The 18577-nt window shown below is 42.3% G+C and carries 16 protein-coding genes; 10 read left to right on the top strand and 6 right to left on the bottom strand.

Annotated features, from left to right (window positions below; all coding sequences use genetic code 11):
• The first annotated feature begins 54 nt into the window (after window positions 1-54).
• Window positions 55-1476 (top strand): type I glutamate--ammonia ligase, encoded by a 1422-nt coding sequence (gene glnA, locus V7K44_RS04515; protein ID WP_334929031.1) that lies wholly within the window; start codon window positions 55-57, stop codon window positions 1474-1476.
• A gap of 122 nt (window positions 1477-1598) precedes the next feature.
• Here the strand turns inward: glnA and V7K44_RS04510 are convergent, their stop codons facing one another.
• The gene (locus V7K44_RS04510) at window positions 1599-1799 is read right to left on the bottom strand and encodes a hypothetical protein (protein WP_012411649.1); all 201 of its coding nucleotides are present in this window, start codon (window positions 1797-1799) and stop codon (window positions 1599-1601) included.
• A 375-nt stretch (window positions 1800-2174) separates the two neighbouring features.
• On the opposite strand from V7K44_RS04510, the gene V7K44_RS04505 reads away from it, so the two are divergent.
• A complete protein-coding gene (locus V7K44_RS04505; RefSeq protein ID WP_334929029.1) occupies window positions 2175-3074 on the top strand; it encodes a ferritin-like domain-containing protein in 900 nt (299 codons plus the stop codon).
• Between the two features lie 879 nt (window positions 3075-3953).
• On the opposite strand, the gene patX is transcribed toward V7K44_RS04505, so the two are convergent.
• Window positions 3954-4181 (bottom strand): heterocyst-inhibiting protein PatX, encoded by a 228-nt coding sequence (gene patX, locus V7K44_RS04500; protein WP_334929027.1) that lies wholly within the window; start codon window positions 4179-4181, stop codon window positions 3954-3956.
• Between the two features lie 107 nt (window positions 4182-4288).
• Window positions 4289-6124, bottom strand: a complete 1836-nt coding sequence (locus V7K44_RS04495) for an FAD-dependent oxidoreductase (protein ID WP_334929025.1) — start codon at window positions 6122-6124, stop codon at window positions 4289-4291.
• Between the two features lie 182 nt (window positions 6125-6306).
• Between V7K44_RS04495 and V7K44_RS04490 the strand changes: the two genes are divergently transcribed.
• The 3 genes from V7K44_RS04490 (at window position 6307) to V7K44_RS04480 (ending at window position 8708) form a co-directional block, all read left to right on the top strand.
• Window positions 6307-6750, top strand: coding sequence for a helix-turn-helix domain-containing protein (locus V7K44_RS04490; RefSeq protein ID WP_334929097.1), 444 nt, complete (start codon window positions 6307-6309; stop codon window positions 6748-6750).
• 19 nt (window positions 6751-6769) lie between these two features.
• Window positions 6770-7576 carry a PIN domain-containing protein gene (locus V7K44_RS04485; RefSeq protein ID WP_334929023.1) on the top strand — a complete coding sequence of 269 codons (807 nt, stop codon included), beginning with the start codon at window positions 6770-6772 and terminating at the stop codon, window positions 7574-7576.
• Between the two features lie 85 nt (window positions 7577-7661).
• Window positions 7662-8708: a zinc-dependent dehydrogenase gene (locus tag V7K44_RS04480; protein ID WP_334929095.1), complete on the top strand. Its 1047-nt coding sequence runs from the start codon at window positions 7662-7664 to the stop codon at window positions 8706-8708.
• Here the strand turns inward: V7K44_RS04480 and V7K44_RS04475 are convergent.
• The gene (locus tag V7K44_RS04475) at window positions 8614-8991 is read right to left on the bottom strand and encodes a hypothetical protein (protein WP_334929021.1); all 378 of its coding nucleotides are present in this window, start codon (window positions 8989-8991) and stop codon (window positions 8614-8616) included. The two genes, V7K44_RS04480 and V7K44_RS04475, sit on opposite strands and share 95 nt — an antisense overlap.
• Window positions 8992-9021: 30 nt before the next feature.
• On the opposite strand from V7K44_RS04475, the gene V7K44_RS04470 reads away from it, so the two are divergent.
• Both V7K44_RS04470 and V7K44_RS04465 read left to right on the top strand, forming a co-directional pair.
• The gene (locus tag V7K44_RS04470) at window positions 9022-10281 is read left to right on the top strand and encodes an inorganic phosphate transporter (protein WP_334929019.1); all 1260 of its coding nucleotides are present in this window, start codon (window positions 9022-9024) and stop codon (window positions 10279-10281) included.
• Window positions 10282-10881: 600 nt separating this feature from the next.
• Window positions 10882-13215, top strand: coding sequence for an EamA family transporter (locus V7K44_RS04465; protein ID WP_334929017.1), 2334 nt, complete (start codon window positions 10882-10884; stop codon window positions 13213-13215).
• Between the two features lie 1528 nt (window positions 13216-14743).
• Here the strand turns inward: V7K44_RS04465 and V7K44_RS04460 are convergent.
• Window positions 14744-14950, bottom strand: coding sequence for a hypothetical protein (locus V7K44_RS04460; protein WP_334929015.1), 207 nt, complete (start codon window positions 14948-14950; stop codon window positions 14744-14746).
• A gap of 180 nt (window positions 14951-15130) precedes the next feature.
• Here V7K44_RS04460 and hetR point away from each other — a divergent pair, with 180 nt between their 5' ends.
• Both hetR and V7K44_RS04450 read left to right on the top strand, forming a co-directional pair.
• On the top strand, window positions 15131-16030 hold the full coding sequence (hetR, locus tag V7K44_RS04455) for a heterocyst differentiation master regulator HetR (protein WP_289795126.1): 900 nt from the start codon (window positions 15131-15133) through the stop codon (window positions 16028-16030).
• A gap of 210 nt (window positions 16031-16240) precedes the next feature.
• Window positions 16241-16456 carry a hypothetical protein gene (locus V7K44_RS04450; protein WP_334929011.1) on the top strand — a complete coding sequence of 72 codons (216 nt, stop codon included), beginning with the start codon at window positions 16241-16243 and terminating at the stop codon, window positions 16454-16456.
• A 373-nt stretch (window positions 16457-16829) separates the two neighbouring features.
• Here the strand turns inward: V7K44_RS04450 and V7K44_RS04445 are convergent, their stop codons facing one another.
• Window positions 16830-17477 carry a hypothetical protein gene (locus tag V7K44_RS04445; RefSeq protein ID WP_334929009.1) on the bottom strand — a complete coding sequence of 216 codons (648 nt, stop codon included), beginning with the start codon at window positions 17475-17477 and terminating at the stop codon, window positions 16830-16832.
• Between the two features lie 468 nt (window positions 17478-17945).
• Here V7K44_RS04445 and rpsD point away from each other — a divergent pair, with 468 nt between their 5' ends.
• Entirely contained in the window at window positions 17946-18554 is a 609-nt protein-coding gene (gene rpsD / locus V7K44_RS04440) for a 30S ribosomal protein S4 (RefSeq protein ID WP_251959355.1), read from the top strand.
• Window positions 18555-18577 lie beyond the last annotated feature (23 nt).

The raw sequence follows: 18577 nt of genomic DNA, 5'->3' as shown, positions 1-18577 counted from the left end.
GATGCAATGTAAGATTCTGGTTGACTTTAGGAAATTGGTAGAGAAGGAGTAACAATGACAACACCACAAGAACTCTTGAAGAGAATTCAAGATGAGAAAATTCAACTGATTGATCTCAAATTCATCGATACAGTAGGGACTTGGCAGCACCTCACACTGTACCAAAACCAAATCGATGAGACTGCATTCACTGATGGCGTAGCTTTTGATGGTTCCAGCATTCGGGGTTGGAAAGCGATCAACGAATCGGACATGACGATGGTACTCGACCCCAACACTGCTTGGATTGACCCATTTATGGAAGTCCCAACACTAAGTATAATTTGTAGTATTAAAGACCCCCGCACGGGTGAACCTTACAACCGTTGCCCACGCGTTATTGCCCAAAAAGCAATAGATTACCTGGTTTCCAGTGGTCTTGGTGATACAGCCTTCTTTGGTCCTGAAGCTGAGTTCTTTATCTTTGATAGTGCTAGGTTTGCCCAAACTGCTAACGAAGGCTACTATTTCTTAGACTCCGAAGAAGGTGCTTGGAATTCCGGTAAAGCTGGTACAGATGAAAAACCCAACCTAGGTTACAAACCACGCTTCAAAGAAGGTTACTTCCCAGTTGCACCAACGGATTCTTTCCAAGATATCCGTACAGAGATGCTGTTGACAATGGCAGAATTAGGTGTACCTATTGAAAAGCATCACCACGAAGTTGCTACTGGTGGTCAGTGCGAACTAGGTTTCAAGTTTGGCAAGTTGATCGAAGCGGCTGACTGGTTGATGATTTACAAATATGTCATCAAGAACGTTGCCAAAAAATATGGCAAAACCGTCACCTTCATGCCAAAACCGATTTTTGGCGATAACGGTTCGGGAATGCACTGTCACCAGTCCATCTGGAGAGACGGACAACCTCTGTTTGCAGGTGATAAGTATGCTGGTTTGAGCGATATGGCGTTGCACTACATTGGTGGTCTTCTCAAACACGCACCAGCGCTGTTGGCAATTACCAACCCCAGCACCAACTCATACAAGCGCTTAGTACCTGGTTATGAAGCTCCTGTTAACTTGGCTTACTCCGAAGGGAACCGTTCTGCTTCTATCCGTATTCCTCTATCTGGTAAGAACCCCAAAGCAAAACGTTTGGAATTCCGTTGTCCAGATGCTACATCTAACCCCTACTTGGCATTTGCTGCAATGCTTTGTGCTGGTATTGATGGCATCAAGAACAAAATCCATCCTGGTGAACCATTAGATAAGAATATCTATGAACTCTCTCCAGAGGAGCTTGCAAAGGTTCCCTCAACTCCAAGTTCTTTAGAACTGGCATTGCAAGCACTAGAAAACGATCACGCTTTCTTGACAGAATCAGGCGTATTCACGGAAGACTTTATCGAAAATTGGATTGACTACAAGCTTAACGAAGCCAAGCAGTTGCAACTACGTCCTCATCCCTACGAGTTTTACCTCTACTACGATGCTTAATGAAGAGTCGTATCTAACTAAAAAGTAATAAGTTTTGCCACCCTAAAGTAAAGGGTGGCTTTTTTTTCAGACTTGTCAGTTGAGACATTGACTCAAAAAATCCAGCTTAGAATTCCTGAAACTTAGCTCATGGAAGCGTGGCTGGGGCCATAAATCATCCGACTGCTAGCATCTACTTTCCCTTGAATCGGGTTCCAGTAGTGAGATACTTCTTCAGGAAGACCAAGTTCTTGTGCCGCACGCATCAGCATTGATTGTTGGCGATTCTTGACTTGTTGATGTTCGCGTACCATTAATGCACGAGATTTATCTGCAATAGACATAACCATAGTCCTCTCTATTTCGTGAATATATAATTTTTCTTTCCTCACAAGACTAATATAACAAAAATTCTGTAGCATAAGCTACTTTTTACAAAAATTTATATTTTGTTTTGCCTACAGTTTTCCGGCTTTGGGGGAAAATCTCTCAAAACCACTTTTGACAACTAAAATCATCTAGCTTCAGATTGGTCTGACCTTAAAAACACACTTTACCCAAGACTGAACATTTATTCGTTACTTTTATTTACACTTAGTTCACCTCAAGTGATTAATTCTTGTAACTTTTACTCTTTTTTTCGCTGGAGCGGCACAAATACAGCACTCGCAAAAATTAAGTTACTATCAAATAAAGATTTACAAAAATTTACATAATTTATGACAGTTACCTACCCGCGTAAATTTCAGAATGTTTTGAGTGCCAGAGATATATTAAAACGGGTGGTATGCGATCGCGAAATCCATCTCATTACCCTCAACCGCTACCGTTACAGCGAACAACACAGTTGCAAAGACCTCACAGAGCTAATTGAACAACTGAATGGACAGCCGCGAGAACTAGTGCGAGATTTGTCTCGTCACATCTCAGATGAAGCTCGTCATGCCATGTGGCTAACTGACTTGTTGACAGATATGGGAGCAGATATTGGAAAGCCGCCCGGTTCCTCATATATCAATGAATTTGAACGTCTACTCGATAGCGAACAACAAGATCCAGTCCAAAACCTCGAAGATTTTGTGATTTCTTCCCTTGCTGCCATTAACGTCACCGAAAAACGGGGCTGTGAGTATTTCTCTGCTCACATTCACGCGCTTAAACAAGCACCGCAGACAGAAGAAAACATTAAGATTCGGGAAACGATTGAAAAAATTCTCCCAGAGGAAGCAGGACACGTGCGCTGGGGTAATCGTTGGCTAGGAGAGATTGCGCGTAAGAGTCCAGAACATCAGCAAAAGGTAGAGCAAGCCAAGCGAAAATATACCGCAATCGAACAAGCTGCGTTTGAATCGGGAATGGATATCACCTTAGGTGCAGAACTACGGCGAGTTGCCAACCTGATGGAAGTGGCAAATACCATGCCGCTTTGGCAACGTCCTCAATACCTGATGGAACGCTTACCCCAGACTTTGCTAGCACCTGAATTGCAATTTACTAGGATTCAGGCTGCACAAAAGGCTTGGCAGCGAGATCCACAGACGTTTATCGACAAGTTTGTGCCAATGTTCCTCAACGGCATCCAGGGAAGAGAAAATAACCGCAAGAAAACAACGGTGTAAAAGGGCATTGGGCACAAGAGGCAGAGGGGAAAAACTTACTGAAACTTCTACTTGGTCACTGAGCGCAGCCTCTCATAGAGAAGTGCTGCTCCCCACTCCCTTTTCTTTAAGTAAAATTCATCTAAAAAGACCAAATGCAAAACTTTGCATCTGGCCTTGGGTGTAAAATAGTTAAAAAGACTAAGATGATCTGGCAGATCCTTCTTAACACTTATTTTGTTGGGAGCCATCTACGAGGAGAACGAACCAAGGGGCAAAAGTAGGTAAAGAATAGTAGATTTGTTAGCAAGTGCAATAAACCTATACTACTTATGTGAATCTATACGCTAGATAAGCAAGAAATGAAACGAAGGGGATTTTATGCTTCGGCAAGGGACGCTAAACAGATGTCAGAGCGAAGATCGGTTACTTGCTTATGTAGATAATCAGCTACTGAATGTATGAGAAGAAAATCTCTTGGGGAATAAAGTGATGGGGAATAAAGTGAAGTTGCCTTAAGACTATTTCCTCAACAAACAAAATGTCTGAATTAGATGTACTTTAGATTAACTGATAGCCTAAGTAACATCTATTTCTAGAACCGTTGAGGATTGAGATGGAAAGCTTTCTACCGAATATGAGCAACAGTTGTAGAGCTTTTGAGGAGTTGGTAATGCTATCGATCAAAGCACTTAATTTGATTTGCGTTTTGATCGGCAGGATTGAGACCAACTATTATATATACAAAGTTTGCAGTTGAAATACTAAGCGATCGCTGAAGACTTTCGTGTGTCAACTGTATATATCTCTGCCAGAAAAGCTGTGTAAGAAATGTTAGCACAACATCCTGTTTTCTGGTAATTCTGTTCCTTTGGAAAAAGAGGTATTACCCTACAGTAGTTAAACCATAGCATAGATATTTCGGACTTTTTGTGTCACTTCTCTGCGCCCACTACCGCGATGACGTGGCGCATCATCTGAAGCTTGTTCAGATGCCGCCGAGAGCCACTGTTCCGAAGTAGGCGTGGAAGGCAGCCCTGTTGATAAGTGATTGACCATTGCTTGGCAGTTAAAAGCTAAGGGGCCGAACACCAGACTCGATATTAAAAGTGAAATGGCAGCACGCATAGCAAATGTCTATTTGGGAACTCTCCACTTCACTGATACTTAGCTTTTTGATTAATATCCGGACAATTCATCAAAAAGTATTCTGTTTTACTGAAAATAAACTCTTCTTACCCTCCGTTTAAATGTTCGACTAATAACCAATTGCCAGAGTGATTGTAACGACCCCACAATGTAACTAATTGTTCGTGGGGATAAGCGCGTAATTGCTCGTCGATATGCGATCGCAAAGTCACAAGCTGCCAGCTTTGCCCTTGATATGTGGCTGGTGCTGTGACAGTGAATCTGTATTTCTGCTGTTCCAAGCGGTAAAAAATGCCTGTAAAACAGTTACTTTCCTGAATTAATGCCTTCCCCGATGGGCAAGGGCAATCGCCATTAACTGGATAAGCTTGTGGGTTATCTAAGTAATACAGTTGCCAGTGCCGCCAATCCGAATGATTGGGGGGAAGATTAAACAAAGGAATAATTAGCGCTTTTGAGCGATTATCTTCTAATAAAGCCGTTTGTAGCGTTCTAATCGGTAAATCCCTTGGCTGGCAGTTTAATTCAACACATATCGCCGCCGCCATCCCTGCTGCTTGACCAATTCCCATAACCACAGGTTGTAATCTGGTAGCGCCATTGGCAATGTGGGAAACAGAAATATTTTTTTCACAGACCAAGAGACCATCTGTTGTGGCTGGAATTAAACAACTGTAGGGAATTGTAAAAGGAGTTCCAGTCCAACGTCCTCCCCAGCGGATCGATTTAGGTTGCAGTGGGAATTGAACACCAGGATAATGATGGTCATTGGCGTAGTTACCAACTGCGATCGCTTCTCCTGTCGGAGACGCTCCGCGTAGCTTGCTTCCACGAAGTGGTACGCAAACGCCTGCCGTAGGATGCCCGAAGGGCTGTAGGGCGAACGCATCATTAAATATAGATGCAACTCTACCTCTTGCGATCGGCAAAATATCCTGTTCTCGGACAGTAGTTAGCCCCACTAAGCGGCGGCTTTCCCGGTAATAGGGATGCAGTGCAAAAGCTGTAGAGGTGTGAGGAAATACTTTTTCTGCTAAACCATAGCGACGACCAAGCTGTTTTTGGATAAAATGGGCAAAATTTTGGCTATGCCAGCGAGATTCTTGGATGAATTCACCCCTGGATACATCTGACTCTATCAACCGCCCTACCCCTTCGCCGTAGTCATTGCCACAGATTGGCCAATTCATCATAAACAGGCCACCCGGCAAACGTCCATAATTTAAAAATGTCTCGGCTCCATAGCCATCCCAAGCACCTGTAAACTGCAATGGATTATAGTTAGGTGCAGCTGGAATTTCTGGGGCAACGCCTTCACCAAAGTCCTGCATAATCACTACATAAGTAGGCGCTTGCACAGGATATTTCTGAGTTAAAGAGTTAAAAGTCACTGGGGCAGTGAGTTCACCCCATTCCGATTGCAATTCCCAACCCCAACGGTAAGGTATTTCAGCTAAAGCCAATAAATCTCCCAATTCTGTGCCATCGAGAATAATTTTGGCTGTGACAGCAAAATCAGCAAAGCGAACACCAGTAATCAAATCACTTTGACGGAACACTTCTATTGGCACTTGTCCAGAAATCCAATGCAGATTGGGCAATTCCTGCACCCAATCTGCAAAAATCTCTGCCCCAATTCGGGGATCATAACTAAAAAAGCTTACCCAACTGTTATCTAATCCTCCGGGCTGTCGTTGTCGCAATTCCTGCAAAAACGCGCCCCATAACCCCGTTTGAAAGGCTTCTAATTCGTTGCCATCGGGTGCAGATACTCCAGCCGAAGTTAGCATTCCTCCTAACCAAGGAAATTCACTCACAAGAATGGTTTTGGCTCCCCGTCGCGCCGCTTGAATAGCAGCTGCGGTGCCTCCGGTTCCCCCACCGACAACTAAGACATCAGCTGTGTATGTCTGATTAACCATCACTTAACCTCACTGGAGTTTCGACATATTCTCTCCAGATAGCTTGGCATCAGACAAGATAATTTATTTTATTTTTCGGATATTTCGTTTATGTAGTGTGTATTATAAGATAGTGAATGGTATTGACGGCGTAAATTGCATTGCTAATGACAAACCCTACAGGATAGTAGCAGACAAATATGATGTTAAAACAGAATATGTCTTTAGATTCTGTAATCTCTCCACAGCTAGAGGCTCAATCTATCAAAGAACTGGAGCGTATACTGAGTGTTAAAGATTTTCAGGCGAAACTAGTAGGAGCTAACGGAGAAAAAATTAACATTCCTGAACCGATTTATCAGGTGCTGGTTCAAGTTGTCCATGCAATGGCATCAGGTAAGGCTATATCCATAATTCCTCAACAACAGGAATTGACGACACAACAAGCGGCCGAATATCTTAACGTATCACGTCCATACTTGATCAAGTTATTAGAACAAGGGGAAATTCCTCACATTAAGGTGGGTTCACATCGACGGGTTCGTTTTGATGATTTAATGAATTACAAACAGCAGCGGGATATAAAGCGCGATCAACTCTTAACTGAGCTAACTCAGATGAGCCAAGAAGCAGGATTCTACGAATAGGAGTAATTCAACCGACAAAATGGCTGAACATCTTGTTCTATTAGACTCTTGTGTTATGTTCCCGATGTACCTGCGTGACATTCTACTTCGTTGTGCTAGGGCTGGTTGTTATTTACCTTGTTGGTCGCAGGAAATTCTTGATGGTGTAACTCGCAACCTTGTAATTACAGGGAAGATGTCAGATGAGAGAGCAATGAAGTTGGAGGGGACAATTACAGCAGCCTTTCCAGAAGCAATGGTGGAAGTGCCAAATGGATTAGCTGAAATTATGACAAATCACCCTGGCGATCGCCATGTTTTGGCTGCTGCTGTGACAGCTAAAGCGGATATAATTGTCACCGCAAATATCAAGCATTTTCAAGCCAAGGATCTGGCTCGTTGGGAAATAGAAGCGCAACACCCGAATACTTTTCTTACTCATCTTTACGATCTTGACCCAGGCACCATACTTCAAGTAATACAGCGATGGTCTCAAGATTTAAAAAAGCCACCGCTGACTTTTATCGAGCTACTTGATCTGCTCAACAAAGAAGTACCAACATTTACCAGTAAGGTTTTATTGCATGAGTACGGGCAGAGTGTTTTCCAAACTGTCAAAAAAACCTTGGATAGGCTAGGCAAGGCAGCACCAGATGGTGGTAGATGCTTTGAGGGAGAGCGCTATCGACTTTGGCAGAATCGGGGAATTCTAACAATTACTGCCAAGAAGGACAACCGAGGGGAGATTCTGCGGCTTCAGAATGGAACAATTCAAGGAAAGCTCTCACCAGAGGATATCAAGACATTCCAAATATTTGAACAAAGCTTAGAACAAGAACTAGAATAGACTAAAACAGAGAAATCATAAACTTGATAGCCTAACGTTGACTGCTAATGTTACATCTAGTATCGTTGAGCGGGGAAAAACCAACGTGAAAGCACAGGTATTTAGAGGCGTCAATCAACTGTCTTACGAAGATATCCCAGTTCCAACTGTGGAACCAGATGAAGTGCTGGTACAGGTGCGGGTTGTGGGATTGTGTCAGTCAGATATAAAAAAAATTCGTTATCCACTGTATGAACCGCCGCGCATTTTTGGGCATGAAACTGCTGGCACGATCGCAGCACTAGGCAATAATGTCAAAGGTTGGCAAGTTGGACAACGGGTAGCAGTGATGCACCACATCCCTTGTATGCGTTGCGCCTACTGCCTAAATGATAATTTCTCCATGTGTGATGTTTACAAGAACATCTCCACAACCGCAGGCTTTAACGCCAGTGGCGGCGGTTTTGCTGATTATGTCAAAGTTCCTGGACATATTGTCGAAAATGGTGGGTTAATTCCCATCCCGGATAACATCAGTTTTGAAGAAGCCAGTTTTGTCGAACCAACCAACTGCTGCTTGAAAGCTGTGAAAAAAGCCCAAATTGCTCCTGGACAAACTGTGTTAGTTACTGGTGCTGGGCCAATTGGGTTAATGTTCATTATGTTGGTGAAGTATTTTGGAGCAAAAGCGATCGCTACTGATTTACTACCCTCTAGAATTGATAAAGCCTTGAGTGTTGGTGCAGAAGCGGCTTTTGATGCGCGAGATCCCGATTTACCCGCTAAAATCTCTGCCTTAACTGGTGGACTAGGTGTTGATGTTACCTTGCTGGCTGTTCCTAGTGAAAAAGCTTTCTTTCAAGCACTTGATAGTACCCGCAAAGGCGGTAAAATTCTATTTTTCGCCGAATTTCCTGATGAGTTGGAAATTCCCATTAACCCGAATATTCTCTACCGTCGGGAAATTGACTTGATAGGCAGTTATAGCTCATCTTATCGGCTTCAGAATCTATCAGCCGATATTGTATTTAATCAGCGAATTGATGTAAAAGCGTTGATTAGCGATCGCTATCCATTAAAAGATTTATCAGTAGCTGTAGAAGTTGCGATCGCACCCACACCGGATACTTATAAAATCTTAATTTACCCGTAAAAGGAAGATTAAGGAGATAGGAGAGTGTTAAAACTAGAAGTTTAGAGTTCTGAGGTTCGACGATGAAGCTAAAAGGTTCGACGATGAAGCTAAAAGGTTCGACGATGAAGCTAAAAGGTTCGACGACGAAGCTAAAAGGCTCAACGACGAAGCTAAAAGGCTCAACGACGAAGCTAAAAGGCTCAACGACAAAGCTAAAAGGCTCAACGACGAAGCTAAAAGGTTCGACGATGAAGCTCAGAGGTTCAAAGTTAAACCTTAAAAGCTCAAGTTTGATCCTCATCTCTCTCACTTTCCCCTTGTCCCCAACAAAATGCTTATTACCCTACTTTTCGTCGCTCTACTAGCTTTCTACGTCGCTTGGAATCTCGGAGCAAACGATGTTGCTAATGCGATGGGAACCTCCGTAGGTTCCAAAGCTGTCACCCTCAAACAAGCGATAATTATCGCTGGGGTATTAGAGTTTACGGGTGCTGTGTTGTTTGGACATGAGGTAACGGAAACTCTCGCAACGAAAATTGCTAATCCCGCCTTATTTGCAGCTACACCCCAAATATTCGTAACTGGGATGGTAACGGTACTAATTTCTTGTGGTGTATGGTTGCAAATTGCCACATCACGCGGTTTACCAGTGTCATCTTCTCATGCGGTTGTTGGTGCGATCGCAGGATTTAGTTGGGTAGCTTTAGGAGTAGGTGCAATTGATTGGTCATCAATTGGCTTCATTACCATTGGCTGGATTTTGACACCGTTAATTAGTGGTGCGATCGCTGCTTTATTTTACAGTCAAATCAAGCACTGGATTTTAGATCAACCTAATCAAGTAGTCCAGTTACAAGAATGGATTCCCTGGTTGAGTACTCTGCTGCTAGGTGTCTTCGGCGTGATTGTATTACCATCGCTAACTGAACCACTAACCAATTTTGTAATTGAGCAAGTTGGTTTTACAATCCCTTCTCATGACATCCCCTTATTAACCGGTGCAGTAGCAGCAGTTGGACTCACAATCATGAGTTGGCGACAATTGGGAGATAAAAGAGACAAGGGAGAAATACTCCCTAATCCTGTAGAAAGATTATTTGCCCGATTCCAACTACTTAGTGCTTGCTTTGTAGCTTTTGCTCATGGTTCTAATGATGTGGGAAATGCGATCGCTCCTTTAGCTGCGATCGTTTACATCAATCGCACTGGTAGCGTACCTACCGATGGTATAACTATCCCGCTTTGGATTTTAATTCTTGGTGGTGCTGGTATTGTTGGTGGTTTAGCTATCTGGGGAAAAAAAGTCATTGCCACCATTGGCGAAAATATCATTGCCTTGCAACCTAGTAGTGGATTTTGTGCCGAATTGGCAACTGCTACCACCATCCTCATCGCTTCCCGGCTAGGTTTACCAGTCTCCACTTCCCACGCTCTCGTCGGCGGTGTAGTTGGTATCGGACTAGTGCAAAATCTCAACTCGATTAAGTTTCAAACACTAAAAGGTATTGCTGCCGCATGGCTAATTACAATCCCTGTGAGTGCTGTCCTTAGCGCTGCCATCTTCAGCATTGCCCGGATTTTATTCTTCTAAGAATTATTAATATTTTCCTCTACTGGAATTTACTCAAAGCAAAACCCAGACTGCAACAACGACAAAAAAGCGTGCTTTTGCAGAATTGCTGCTAATTCATTAGAATGTTGTGCAGGGGATAGCGTAACTTGGAATTTCCACAGAAAGATACTTTAATCTCTATTTAGAGATATAAGCTGTCACACAAGTTACATTCCACACAAATTTATAGCTAATTTCGCAAGTCAGACATTTTTGTGGCGATGCAAAACAATAAATATATATTTGGAGTGAGATTTCTTTAAAAGTAAAAATCTCATTGGCAAATAATTTATGAAAATTAAACTGACCAAAAACAAAAAAGTCTCAGTTTAAGGGACTTGCAGGCGTAGCGATAAATCCCAAATCTAATGGCCAAATCTGAAGAGAACATGGTGTAGTAAGCTGTGAGGCAAACTTGATGCTTTGCCAAGCCGTGTCTAGTATGACAGAATTACGTTGAAATGCGGAAGTGCTGTTAAAATTTTTAATTTATCTGACAAAATACAGGAAATTAGGATGACCGCCAATAAAGTGTACCGGAAGCAGCTTTATCGTCAAAATGTTAGAGGTTAGAAGCTAATGGGGCGATTCGAGAAGCAACCAGAAAACCCAAGAGTCAGAGGGGAGCTATCTAGAGCAGCAGAAAATGCTCTTTGGGCTGTAGTTGAAGACTTAGAAAATCTTCAGCAGAATGTCCTCAGAGGCTTGCAAGAAGACGTAAAGCGGCTTCAGTCAGAAAAAAATCGGTTATCTGACGAGATTCAAAGCTTGGTAGAGGAAAAAGAGCATTTACAACAAGTGCGCCAAATTACTGAGCAGCAAGTGTTAATTCGGCAACTGGCAGAAGTTCTGGCAAAGCATATATCTTCACAACTGCAATCCTCTCTGGCAACTTTAGCTAATCAAAACATAGAGGGCAAATCTTACGAACAAGCGGCGTTGAAGTCTGCTGAAGTGAGCAGCAATGTAGTAGGTGAAATTAATGAAAAAGTCGAACATATGTTTGACAGTCTGGATGACACCGTTACTGTTACCTTTAATTCCTTACAACAGGAGCTGAAGAACTATCAAAGTAATCTTTCCCAACAGCTGTCACGGATGTATAGCCAGCAGCAGCAAGGGGAAACGATTTTGGCGGAGTTTGTTAACCGCTTGCATGGAGAACTAGAAAAAACTATAGAAGAAACTTCACGCAAATCAGCAACAGCAGGTATACCTACTGTTTTGCAGTTTACGGAACCAGAAAAAAACAGTTCTGTTGAAACATCCCTGCCAGAGTTTGAGGAAATAGTAAGAAATTCCCTTGAGCCAATTTCCCCGATCTCCAATCAATTTTCACCAAGGGAAACGACATTAGAGCCGCCGATTGTTAAAGAAAACACCGCAAATACAATTTCTTCTCCCAGCAAGGATTTGTCGTCAAGGAAAACGACATCAGAGCCGCCGATTGTTAAAGAAAACACCGCAAATACAATTTCTTCTCCCAGCAAGGATTTGTCGTCAAGGGAAACGACATCAGAGCCGCCGAGTGTTAAAGAAAACATCGCAAATCCGATTTCTTCTCCCAGCAAGGATTTGTCGTCAAGGGAAACGCCATCAGAACCTACTGGGGCTGTAGTTCCCCCACCAAAAGACAATGCCACCGAGCCAATTTCTGTCCTCAATCAGGAATCGCCAGAAAACGAAACGAAATCAGAGCCTGCGATCCCATCTGTACTACAGCCGAGAACAATCCGACCTTCTCTAAAGATTCCTACTGAACCACTTTCTGTCCGCCGTAAGAACGTATCGCAAAGCAAAGCTGAATCCTCATCGACTACTGCGCCAGAACCACAGGCGGAAGCAAAACCCCCACAATCGCGATCGCCTAATTCTTCTGGCTTATCGACACTCCAAATCGGTTTATTCTTGATTGTCTTATCGGCAGTGATATCGTCGCTTTACAACGTAGCCATCAAGGTGATTTTCCATGAAGGTTCCCAGATTTTTGGAGTATTAGAGGTAGAGCAGTTGTTACCGCCGACTTTGGGCAATACTCTGTTAATTTTGACGCTACGGTTTATGGTAGTCGTACCATTGATGGTACTTTTATCTCCAATATTGCATCCAAGACTGTGGCAAGACTTGGAAACCTTGTCTGCTTCAGTCCGAGGAAAATCCACGTCTGCTAATGCAGCTACCAAGCAGATTTTGGTGTTGTCAATTGTGAGTGGATGCTTTTTGTTTTTATCTCAGGTACTAATCTACATTGCGATCGCTCAAGTCCCAACCGGAATGGCGATCGCACTGTTCTTTATCTATCCAATGGTTAGCGGTCTATTTTCGTGGTTTCTGTTTCGCGATCGCCCTACTCTATTCCGCATCGCTGCGATCGCCGCAATTTGCTGCGGTGAATTATTGGTTTTAGGGGGTTCTCCCAGCATCGGTATCGGTAATACTTCAATGGGAAGCAGCACCGCCATTCTTTCGGGTGTGGCTTTTGCTGCCTATATAATTCTGACGCGAGTCTGTGCTAGCAAACTGCATCCTGTGACTTTTACTTTGATTAACTTCACTACCATGCTGTTGTTGAGCTTTATCTGTTTGATGCTACCTTTGCCAAGCAGCTGGAACTTGGTAGTAATTGACCCCTCTAAAATGCTGGAACTAGTTTTAAGCGCATTTATTTTGGGTGTGCTGACCCTTGCAGGTTATTTGCTCAATAATGTTGGTATTAGTAAACTAGGTGCCTCGCGATCGGCGCTTATTGGTGGTAGCATCCCAGTTTTAACCGTGATTTTCGCTGGGTTAATCATTCAAGAAAATTTGGATATTGTGCAAATTCTGGGAGTGTTATTTGTAACCTTTGGCGCGGCTGCTTTCAGCTTTGAAACAATGCGAAATCAGGTTAAACCCTCTAGTCCCTCGAATTAAATGGCGAGTTCAATCAGCTTAAGGGTGATGGGAACTACTTTACCTTCCATCACTCTCAGCATCAATCCTGACGCTAATGCACTCACTTGTAACTTCAAGATCCCCGACTTCTTTGAGAAGTCGGGGATTTAAATTTTTACGAATGATTTCAGAATGCTGTATATGTGCAGATAACACTTAATAGATCGGCAAGCAGTATTTAGAATAAATCGACTTGTAATATATTTTTAGGGATTTAGCCTGATACAGGTAGGGAAAACACGTATATGTAAGCAATATGAGTAGTACTGACTCCAGCAATTGAGCACGAGTACTTGCTCACAGAGAAGATTCGCAAGGAGTTAAGACCATTGCAGCACATTTTGGAACGAAGAGATGGAGAAGTCGCAGAAATGTTTAGAGTACCCCGTTTTTTCAAGCCAAACGCACTTTGTTGATATTAGGAGGTCGGTCTACCTGTTTTTTCGTAAGGAGGCAAGAATAAACAAACTTATGTTAAGCAATGTAAATTACATGAAATGCCTTGTAGTGAGGGCTAAAGCCCTTATCAATCGGTTTTATTTGTCCCTATGGGAAAGTTTATCAGACCGCACTAAGTCACTACAAATCTTTAATTATTCACACCCACTTACTAATTGTGTTTCGTAAGATGGTATCTTTATTTCTGTCGTTTTATACTAGTCAACTTAATCTGCGTAGGCGTAGCCCACCGTAGGTATCGCTCAGACATCTAGAAAAATAAGCTTATATCGTAGCTTGCTGCGAATTATCACCCTTTTCTAGCAACAAACTATCTACGTAATTTAAGTCTCTCAAATATATAAAATAGCGAGGTAAAAACATACTTGAAAGTAGCCAATAAATTAGTTAAATCATGAAAATTTAAAATTCTTTTATGAAAGAAATATAAATTTATGCCAAAAAGACCTCTAAATAATTATCGGATTTAACCCAAGATGTTTTATTATATATATAGCTATTGACTAGTCTTTCGGTTCTTAGTACGAGCGACAAAGCCTTATAGATACGCGATTTAGTCTAAAGCAATCGCGGCTTTTTGTGTCTAATAGTCAATATAAAAGAGTAAATAAAACTTGATTTAAAAGTAGATATAAAAATATCATCAAACCTTGATTTAAGCAAAATATAAACTATTTAAATAGTCATCATTTATAAATTTTAAGATGCATAATTTTATTTCAAAACTAAAAAATAGTGATATGATAAGGAACAATATTTGAAAAGCAACAGGTATTTTGAAATTGAAATTATTTGCTCTACTTGATGTCTACTATTTTCCTTCAAACCGACGGCTGATAATGCCGAGACATCACTGGAGGTTGTGAACGGGATGATAGTTCACAAAGAGCTACATAGCTCAACCTCTAATTGTGGCTACACCTGGTAAGCGATTTGTTTTGAGACTATTCCCAATTATTTCTAGTCATTTTTGTACTACAAATAATTCGCCAAAGCTGCAAAAAAGCATCTTTTTCTAGTAACAAATATCCCAGATTAACCGCGCAAACTAGTTTTTACTCTGAGTCGGCATAGTGCCATAATTAGGTGTAAGCAGCTTGACGTTGTTGCTCTTGAAATATGAAAAAGACCAGAAACCTGAAAGGCCTTGGAGATTAATTGCAGCATATTTGACTGTTGGGAGATAAACCACCGTTAAGCTAGATTTGGTGGCGTCTCTAATTTTCCGGTTAGATGCAGAGACAGTTATAGTCACAACTAGCGACTCTGCTTTTCTACCAGGAAATATGCGAAAATGGTAGTTTGCGCTACCACCGATATCATCGTTATCGCATACTAATATAGTTTGAAGTAAAGACAGCCTTCAGCCAGGTGTATACTACCTATTTTCATTCGATTAAAAATTGTGTAAACGTGCTATTCAATTGTCTGTAATATGAGTAACGACATAGATCTGATCAAACGTCTTGACCCCAGTGCGATGGATCAGATCATGCTTTATCTGGCTTTTAGTGCCATGCGGACGAGTGGGCACAGGCATGGGGCATTTTTAGACGCAGCCGCAACAGCAGCAAAGTGTGCAATTTACATGACCTATCTAGAGCAGGGACAAAACCTGCGAATGACAGGGCATTTGCATCACTTAGAGCCGAAACGAGTAAAAATTATTGTAGAAGAAGTCAGACAGGCACTAACAGAAGGCAAACTGTTAAAAATGCTTGGTTCTCAGGAACCTCGCTATTTAATTCAATTGCCTTATGTCTGGCTAGAAAAATATCCTTGGCAACCGGGGCGATCGCGCGTTCCTGGTACTAGTCTGACAAGTGAAGAAAAAAGACAAATTGAGCAGAAACTGCCCAGTAATTTACCTGATGCTCAGTTAGTTAGCTCCTTTGAGTTTCTAGATTTGATCGAGTTTTTACACAAGCGATCGCAAGAAGACTTGCCACCCGAACACCAAATGCCTTTGAGTGAAGCTTTGGGTGAGCATATTAAGCGCCGTCTGCTTTACTCAGGAACGGTAACACGGATTGATTCTCCTTGGGGAATGCCCTTCTACGCGCTTACCCGTCTTTCTTATACCCCAACAGACGATGAAGAACGTACACACATCACCGTGGAAGATACCGCTCGGTATTTCCGTATGATGAAAAATTGGGCAGAACGACGACGAAACGCCATGCGCTTGCTGGAAGAACTTGATATCCTTCCAGAAAAAATGGATCAGGCTATGGAAGAATTAGATGAAGTTATCCGTGCCTGGGCAGACAAATATCACCAAGATGGTGGTATTGCAGTGGTTTTACAGACGGCTTTTGGTGAAAGAGAAGACTAGTACAACTAACTGTGCAAACTGTGCAAAATTCTAAATTACCAAAGCTGAAAAACTAACGTGAGTTCAACTAACCTCTCTCCAACTCCTCTTTGCGTTGGAGAGGAGAATTATAATGTTTTTCATTTATTTGAATGCTTACCTAGTCAGTGGGCACTTTGGGAACAGTGCTAGGTATCGTATGCCCACAAGTGGCAGAAGTGGTACTGAAGTTTGTCTGAGCTAATAGAACGTTTGACGGAAGTTACATTAGTGTACAATCCGCCTGAAGGTTCGCGTGATATCTTTGTAGTCTGGATAAGACCAGGTGTTGACATCATCGAGAAGGGCAAAAAGACGGCTTTTTGGGGCGAGGTGCTGAAACTTCTTCAACCTTTCGATGGTGATATAGAGACCAAAGTAAGAAATATAGTAACTATTATTGCTTGAATTCCAGCTTGTTCCGACTTGGGACTAGTGCGAGAAAGTGATCGCTTTATCTACGATCAAACTATGGGTAATCTTTTCTTTGACACAGATGGGATTGGTAAAGCTGCACTTTAAATCGCCTAGTTCTCGAATCAGGCAATGCTGACTAATGTAAATATTACTGTCATTGCCTAACGAAAGCTATATAGTCAGCAAAGGTAAATTACCCAGTCAGATTGAAGCATTGTAATATATAAGGTCGGGTTTTGCTGTTGCTCAACCCAACCTACTAATTAAAATCGAATGATTTATTTTTTGGTAGTCCCTGAATCAGGTTGGCAAATAGCCACTCTATCAACCTGTATTTTCAATCAATTACACAAAGCACTGTAATCTAATTAGTGCCCGGTTGGGTTGGAACAACTGGTTGAGTTGGAACAACTGGTTGGTTTGGAAATGGGGTAGTCTCTAAACTTGGACTTGAACCCCCAGGAATTATCGTTGGCGGTGTAGACGAAGATGAAGCACCGATAACACTATCATCAGCGCTGATACAAGTATCTAGCGCTTGAGTAGTGGGAAAGTCAATTTGACTACGCAAGCCAACCACACACTGGCCAAAGCGCACGGGTAACAAACTGCGTCCGCAATAATCTAAAACTGTTGGATTAGCTTCTTCCTTAGTACTTAAGCTGACACCAACTACACAGGTTGCTAACTCTTCAGGACGCCGGGCCTTCCCACAAGAAGAAAGCGCATCTGTTGCAGCAATTTGGGTTTCCTTATCAATTTTCACCACGCAAGCAGCCAAATCCCTTGGACGCAATGCTGCTGCACAACCTTCTGATGCCGCTTCTGCCTTTACACCCACACTCAGGAGGCGACCCGCACAGACACTATAATCATTCCTGTAGGAGGCAGCAACAGCCACATTAGGCAAGATTGTTAAACATCCAGCTATAGCCAAAACTGGTAATGTTAAAATCCTGGAGGTGGAACTGCCTTGTTTGTTCTTAACTCTGCTAACCACTTTTTTGCTCATTGACATTGCCATTCTCCAAACACCCAAAGTTATGCTAACTCAAATATCTTAAAAATCCTCTGTAATTCAAGAATTTCAGAGGTAGTAAAGTATAGACATAATTAATTATGTCGAAAATTGTGTTAATATAGCTGTTTGAAAGATAAGTAGGCAACGTAAAAAGTATTTCAGAGTAAGAATACTACGTAAACCAATCTGATGATTGAGTAGCTTACGAAACTAAATAAACACAAAAAACTTATGGGCAGGAGTACGGCGTGACAGGTCGGAATTCAGGCTTGGAGGCTAGTTTGTCGGGTTTACCGATTAAAAGCAACTGGCGCCAAAATCGATGCGTCTACCTTGGTGAGATACGTCTTACCTCGGTAAGCAGCTTCAAAAAACCAAGAATCCCCTGATTAAAAATTAGGGGAGTGTCAAAATTGAATGTTTCGGTAAAGTTTAAACAGGATTAGATTAAGGAAACTCATGTCCCGATATAGAGGGCCCCGCCTCAGAATTGTCCGCCGCTTGGGCGACTTACCAGGATTAACTCGTAAAAGTGCCAGACGCGCTTACCCACCTGGTATGCATGGTCAGAACCGCAAGAAGCGCTCTGAGTATGCTATCCGTCTAGAGGAAAAGCAAAAGCTCCGCTTCAACTACGGTCTGACTGAAAAGCAATTGCTGCGCTATGTGCGGAAAGCCAGACGTGTTACTGGTTCTACCGGACAAGTGCTGCTGCAATTGCTAGAAATGCGCTTGGATAATACCGTTTTCCGCTTAGGTATAGCTCCAACTATCCCAGCAGCTCGTCAACTGGTAAATCACGGTCACGTAACTGTTAACGGTCGTGTAGTGAATATTGCCAGCTACCAATGCCGTCCTGGGGAAACAATTGCAGTCAGAGATAGGGCACAATCCCGGAAGTTGGTAGAAGCTAACTTGCAATATCCCGGTTTGGCTAACCTCCCCAGTCATTTGGAGTTTGACAAAAATAAGTTGGTTGGTAAAGTCAACAGCGTTATTGAGCGCGAATGGGTGGCACTACAAGTTAATGAACTACTTGTGGTGGAATACTACTCAAGACAAGCGTAATAGTCATTTGTCCTTAGTCATTT

It is taken from the genome of Nostoc sp. (assembly GCF_036917235.1).
GTDB lineage: Bacteria > Cyanobacteriota > Cyanobacteriia > Cyanobacteriales > Nostocaceae > Nostoc.
This window is presented reverse-complemented; position numbering and strand designations above follow the sequence as displayed.

What these genes read in the sequence shown, in the direction of transcription:
- glnA (WP_334929031.1), top strand. Translation starts at nt 55, where the DNA reads ATGACAACACCACAAGAACTCTTGAAGAGAATTCAAGATGAGAAAATT.
- V7K44_RS04510 (WP_012411649.1), bottom strand. Translation starts at nt 1,799, where the DNA reads ATGTCTATTGCAGATAAATCTCGTGCATTAATGGTACGCGAACATCAA.
- V7K44_RS04505 (WP_334929029.1), top strand. Translation starts at nt 2,175, where the DNA reads ATGACAGTTACCTACCCGCGTAAATTTCAGAATGTTTTGAGTGCCAGA.
- patX (WP_334929027.1), bottom strand. Translation starts at nt 4,181, where the DNA reads ATGCGTGCTGCCATTTCACTTTTAATATCGAGTCTGGTGTTCGGCCCC.
- V7K44_RS04495 (WP_334929025.1), bottom strand. Translation starts at nt 6,124, where the DNA reads ATGGTTAATCAGACATACACAGCTGATGTCTTAGTTGTCGGTGGGGGA.
- V7K44_RS04490 (WP_334929097.1), top strand. Translation starts at nt 6,307, where the DNA reads ATGTTAAAACAGAATATGTCTTTAGATTCTGTAATCTCTCCACAGCTA.
- V7K44_RS04485 (WP_334929023.1), top strand. Translation starts at nt 6,770, where the DNA reads ATGGCTGAACATCTTGTTCTATTAGACTCTTGTGTTATGTTCCCGATG.
- V7K44_RS04475 (WP_334929021.1), bottom strand. Translation starts at nt 8,991, where the DNA reads ATGAGGATCAAACTTGAGCTTTTAAGGTTTAACTTTGAACCTCTGAGC.
- V7K44_RS04470 (WP_334929019.1), top strand. Translation starts at nt 9,022, where the DNA reads ATGCTTATTACCCTACTTTTCGTCGCTCTACTAGCTTTCTACGTCGCT.
- V7K44_RS04465 (WP_334929017.1), top strand. Translation starts at nt 10,882, where the DNA reads ATGGGGCGATTCGAGAAGCAACCAGAAAACCCAAGAGTCAGAGGGGAG.
- hetR (WP_289795126.1), top strand. Translation starts at nt 15,131, where the DNA reads ATGAGTAACGACATAGATCTGATCAAACGTCTTGACCCCAGTGCGATG.
- V7K44_RS04445 (WP_334929009.1), bottom strand. Translation starts at nt 17,477, where the DNA reads ATGAGCAAAAAAGTGGTTAGCAGAGTTAAGAACAAACAAGGCAGTTCC.
- rpsD (WP_251959355.1), top strand. Translation starts at nt 17,946, where the DNA reads ATGTCCCGATATAGAGGGCCCCGCCTCAGAATTGTCCGCCGCTTGGGC.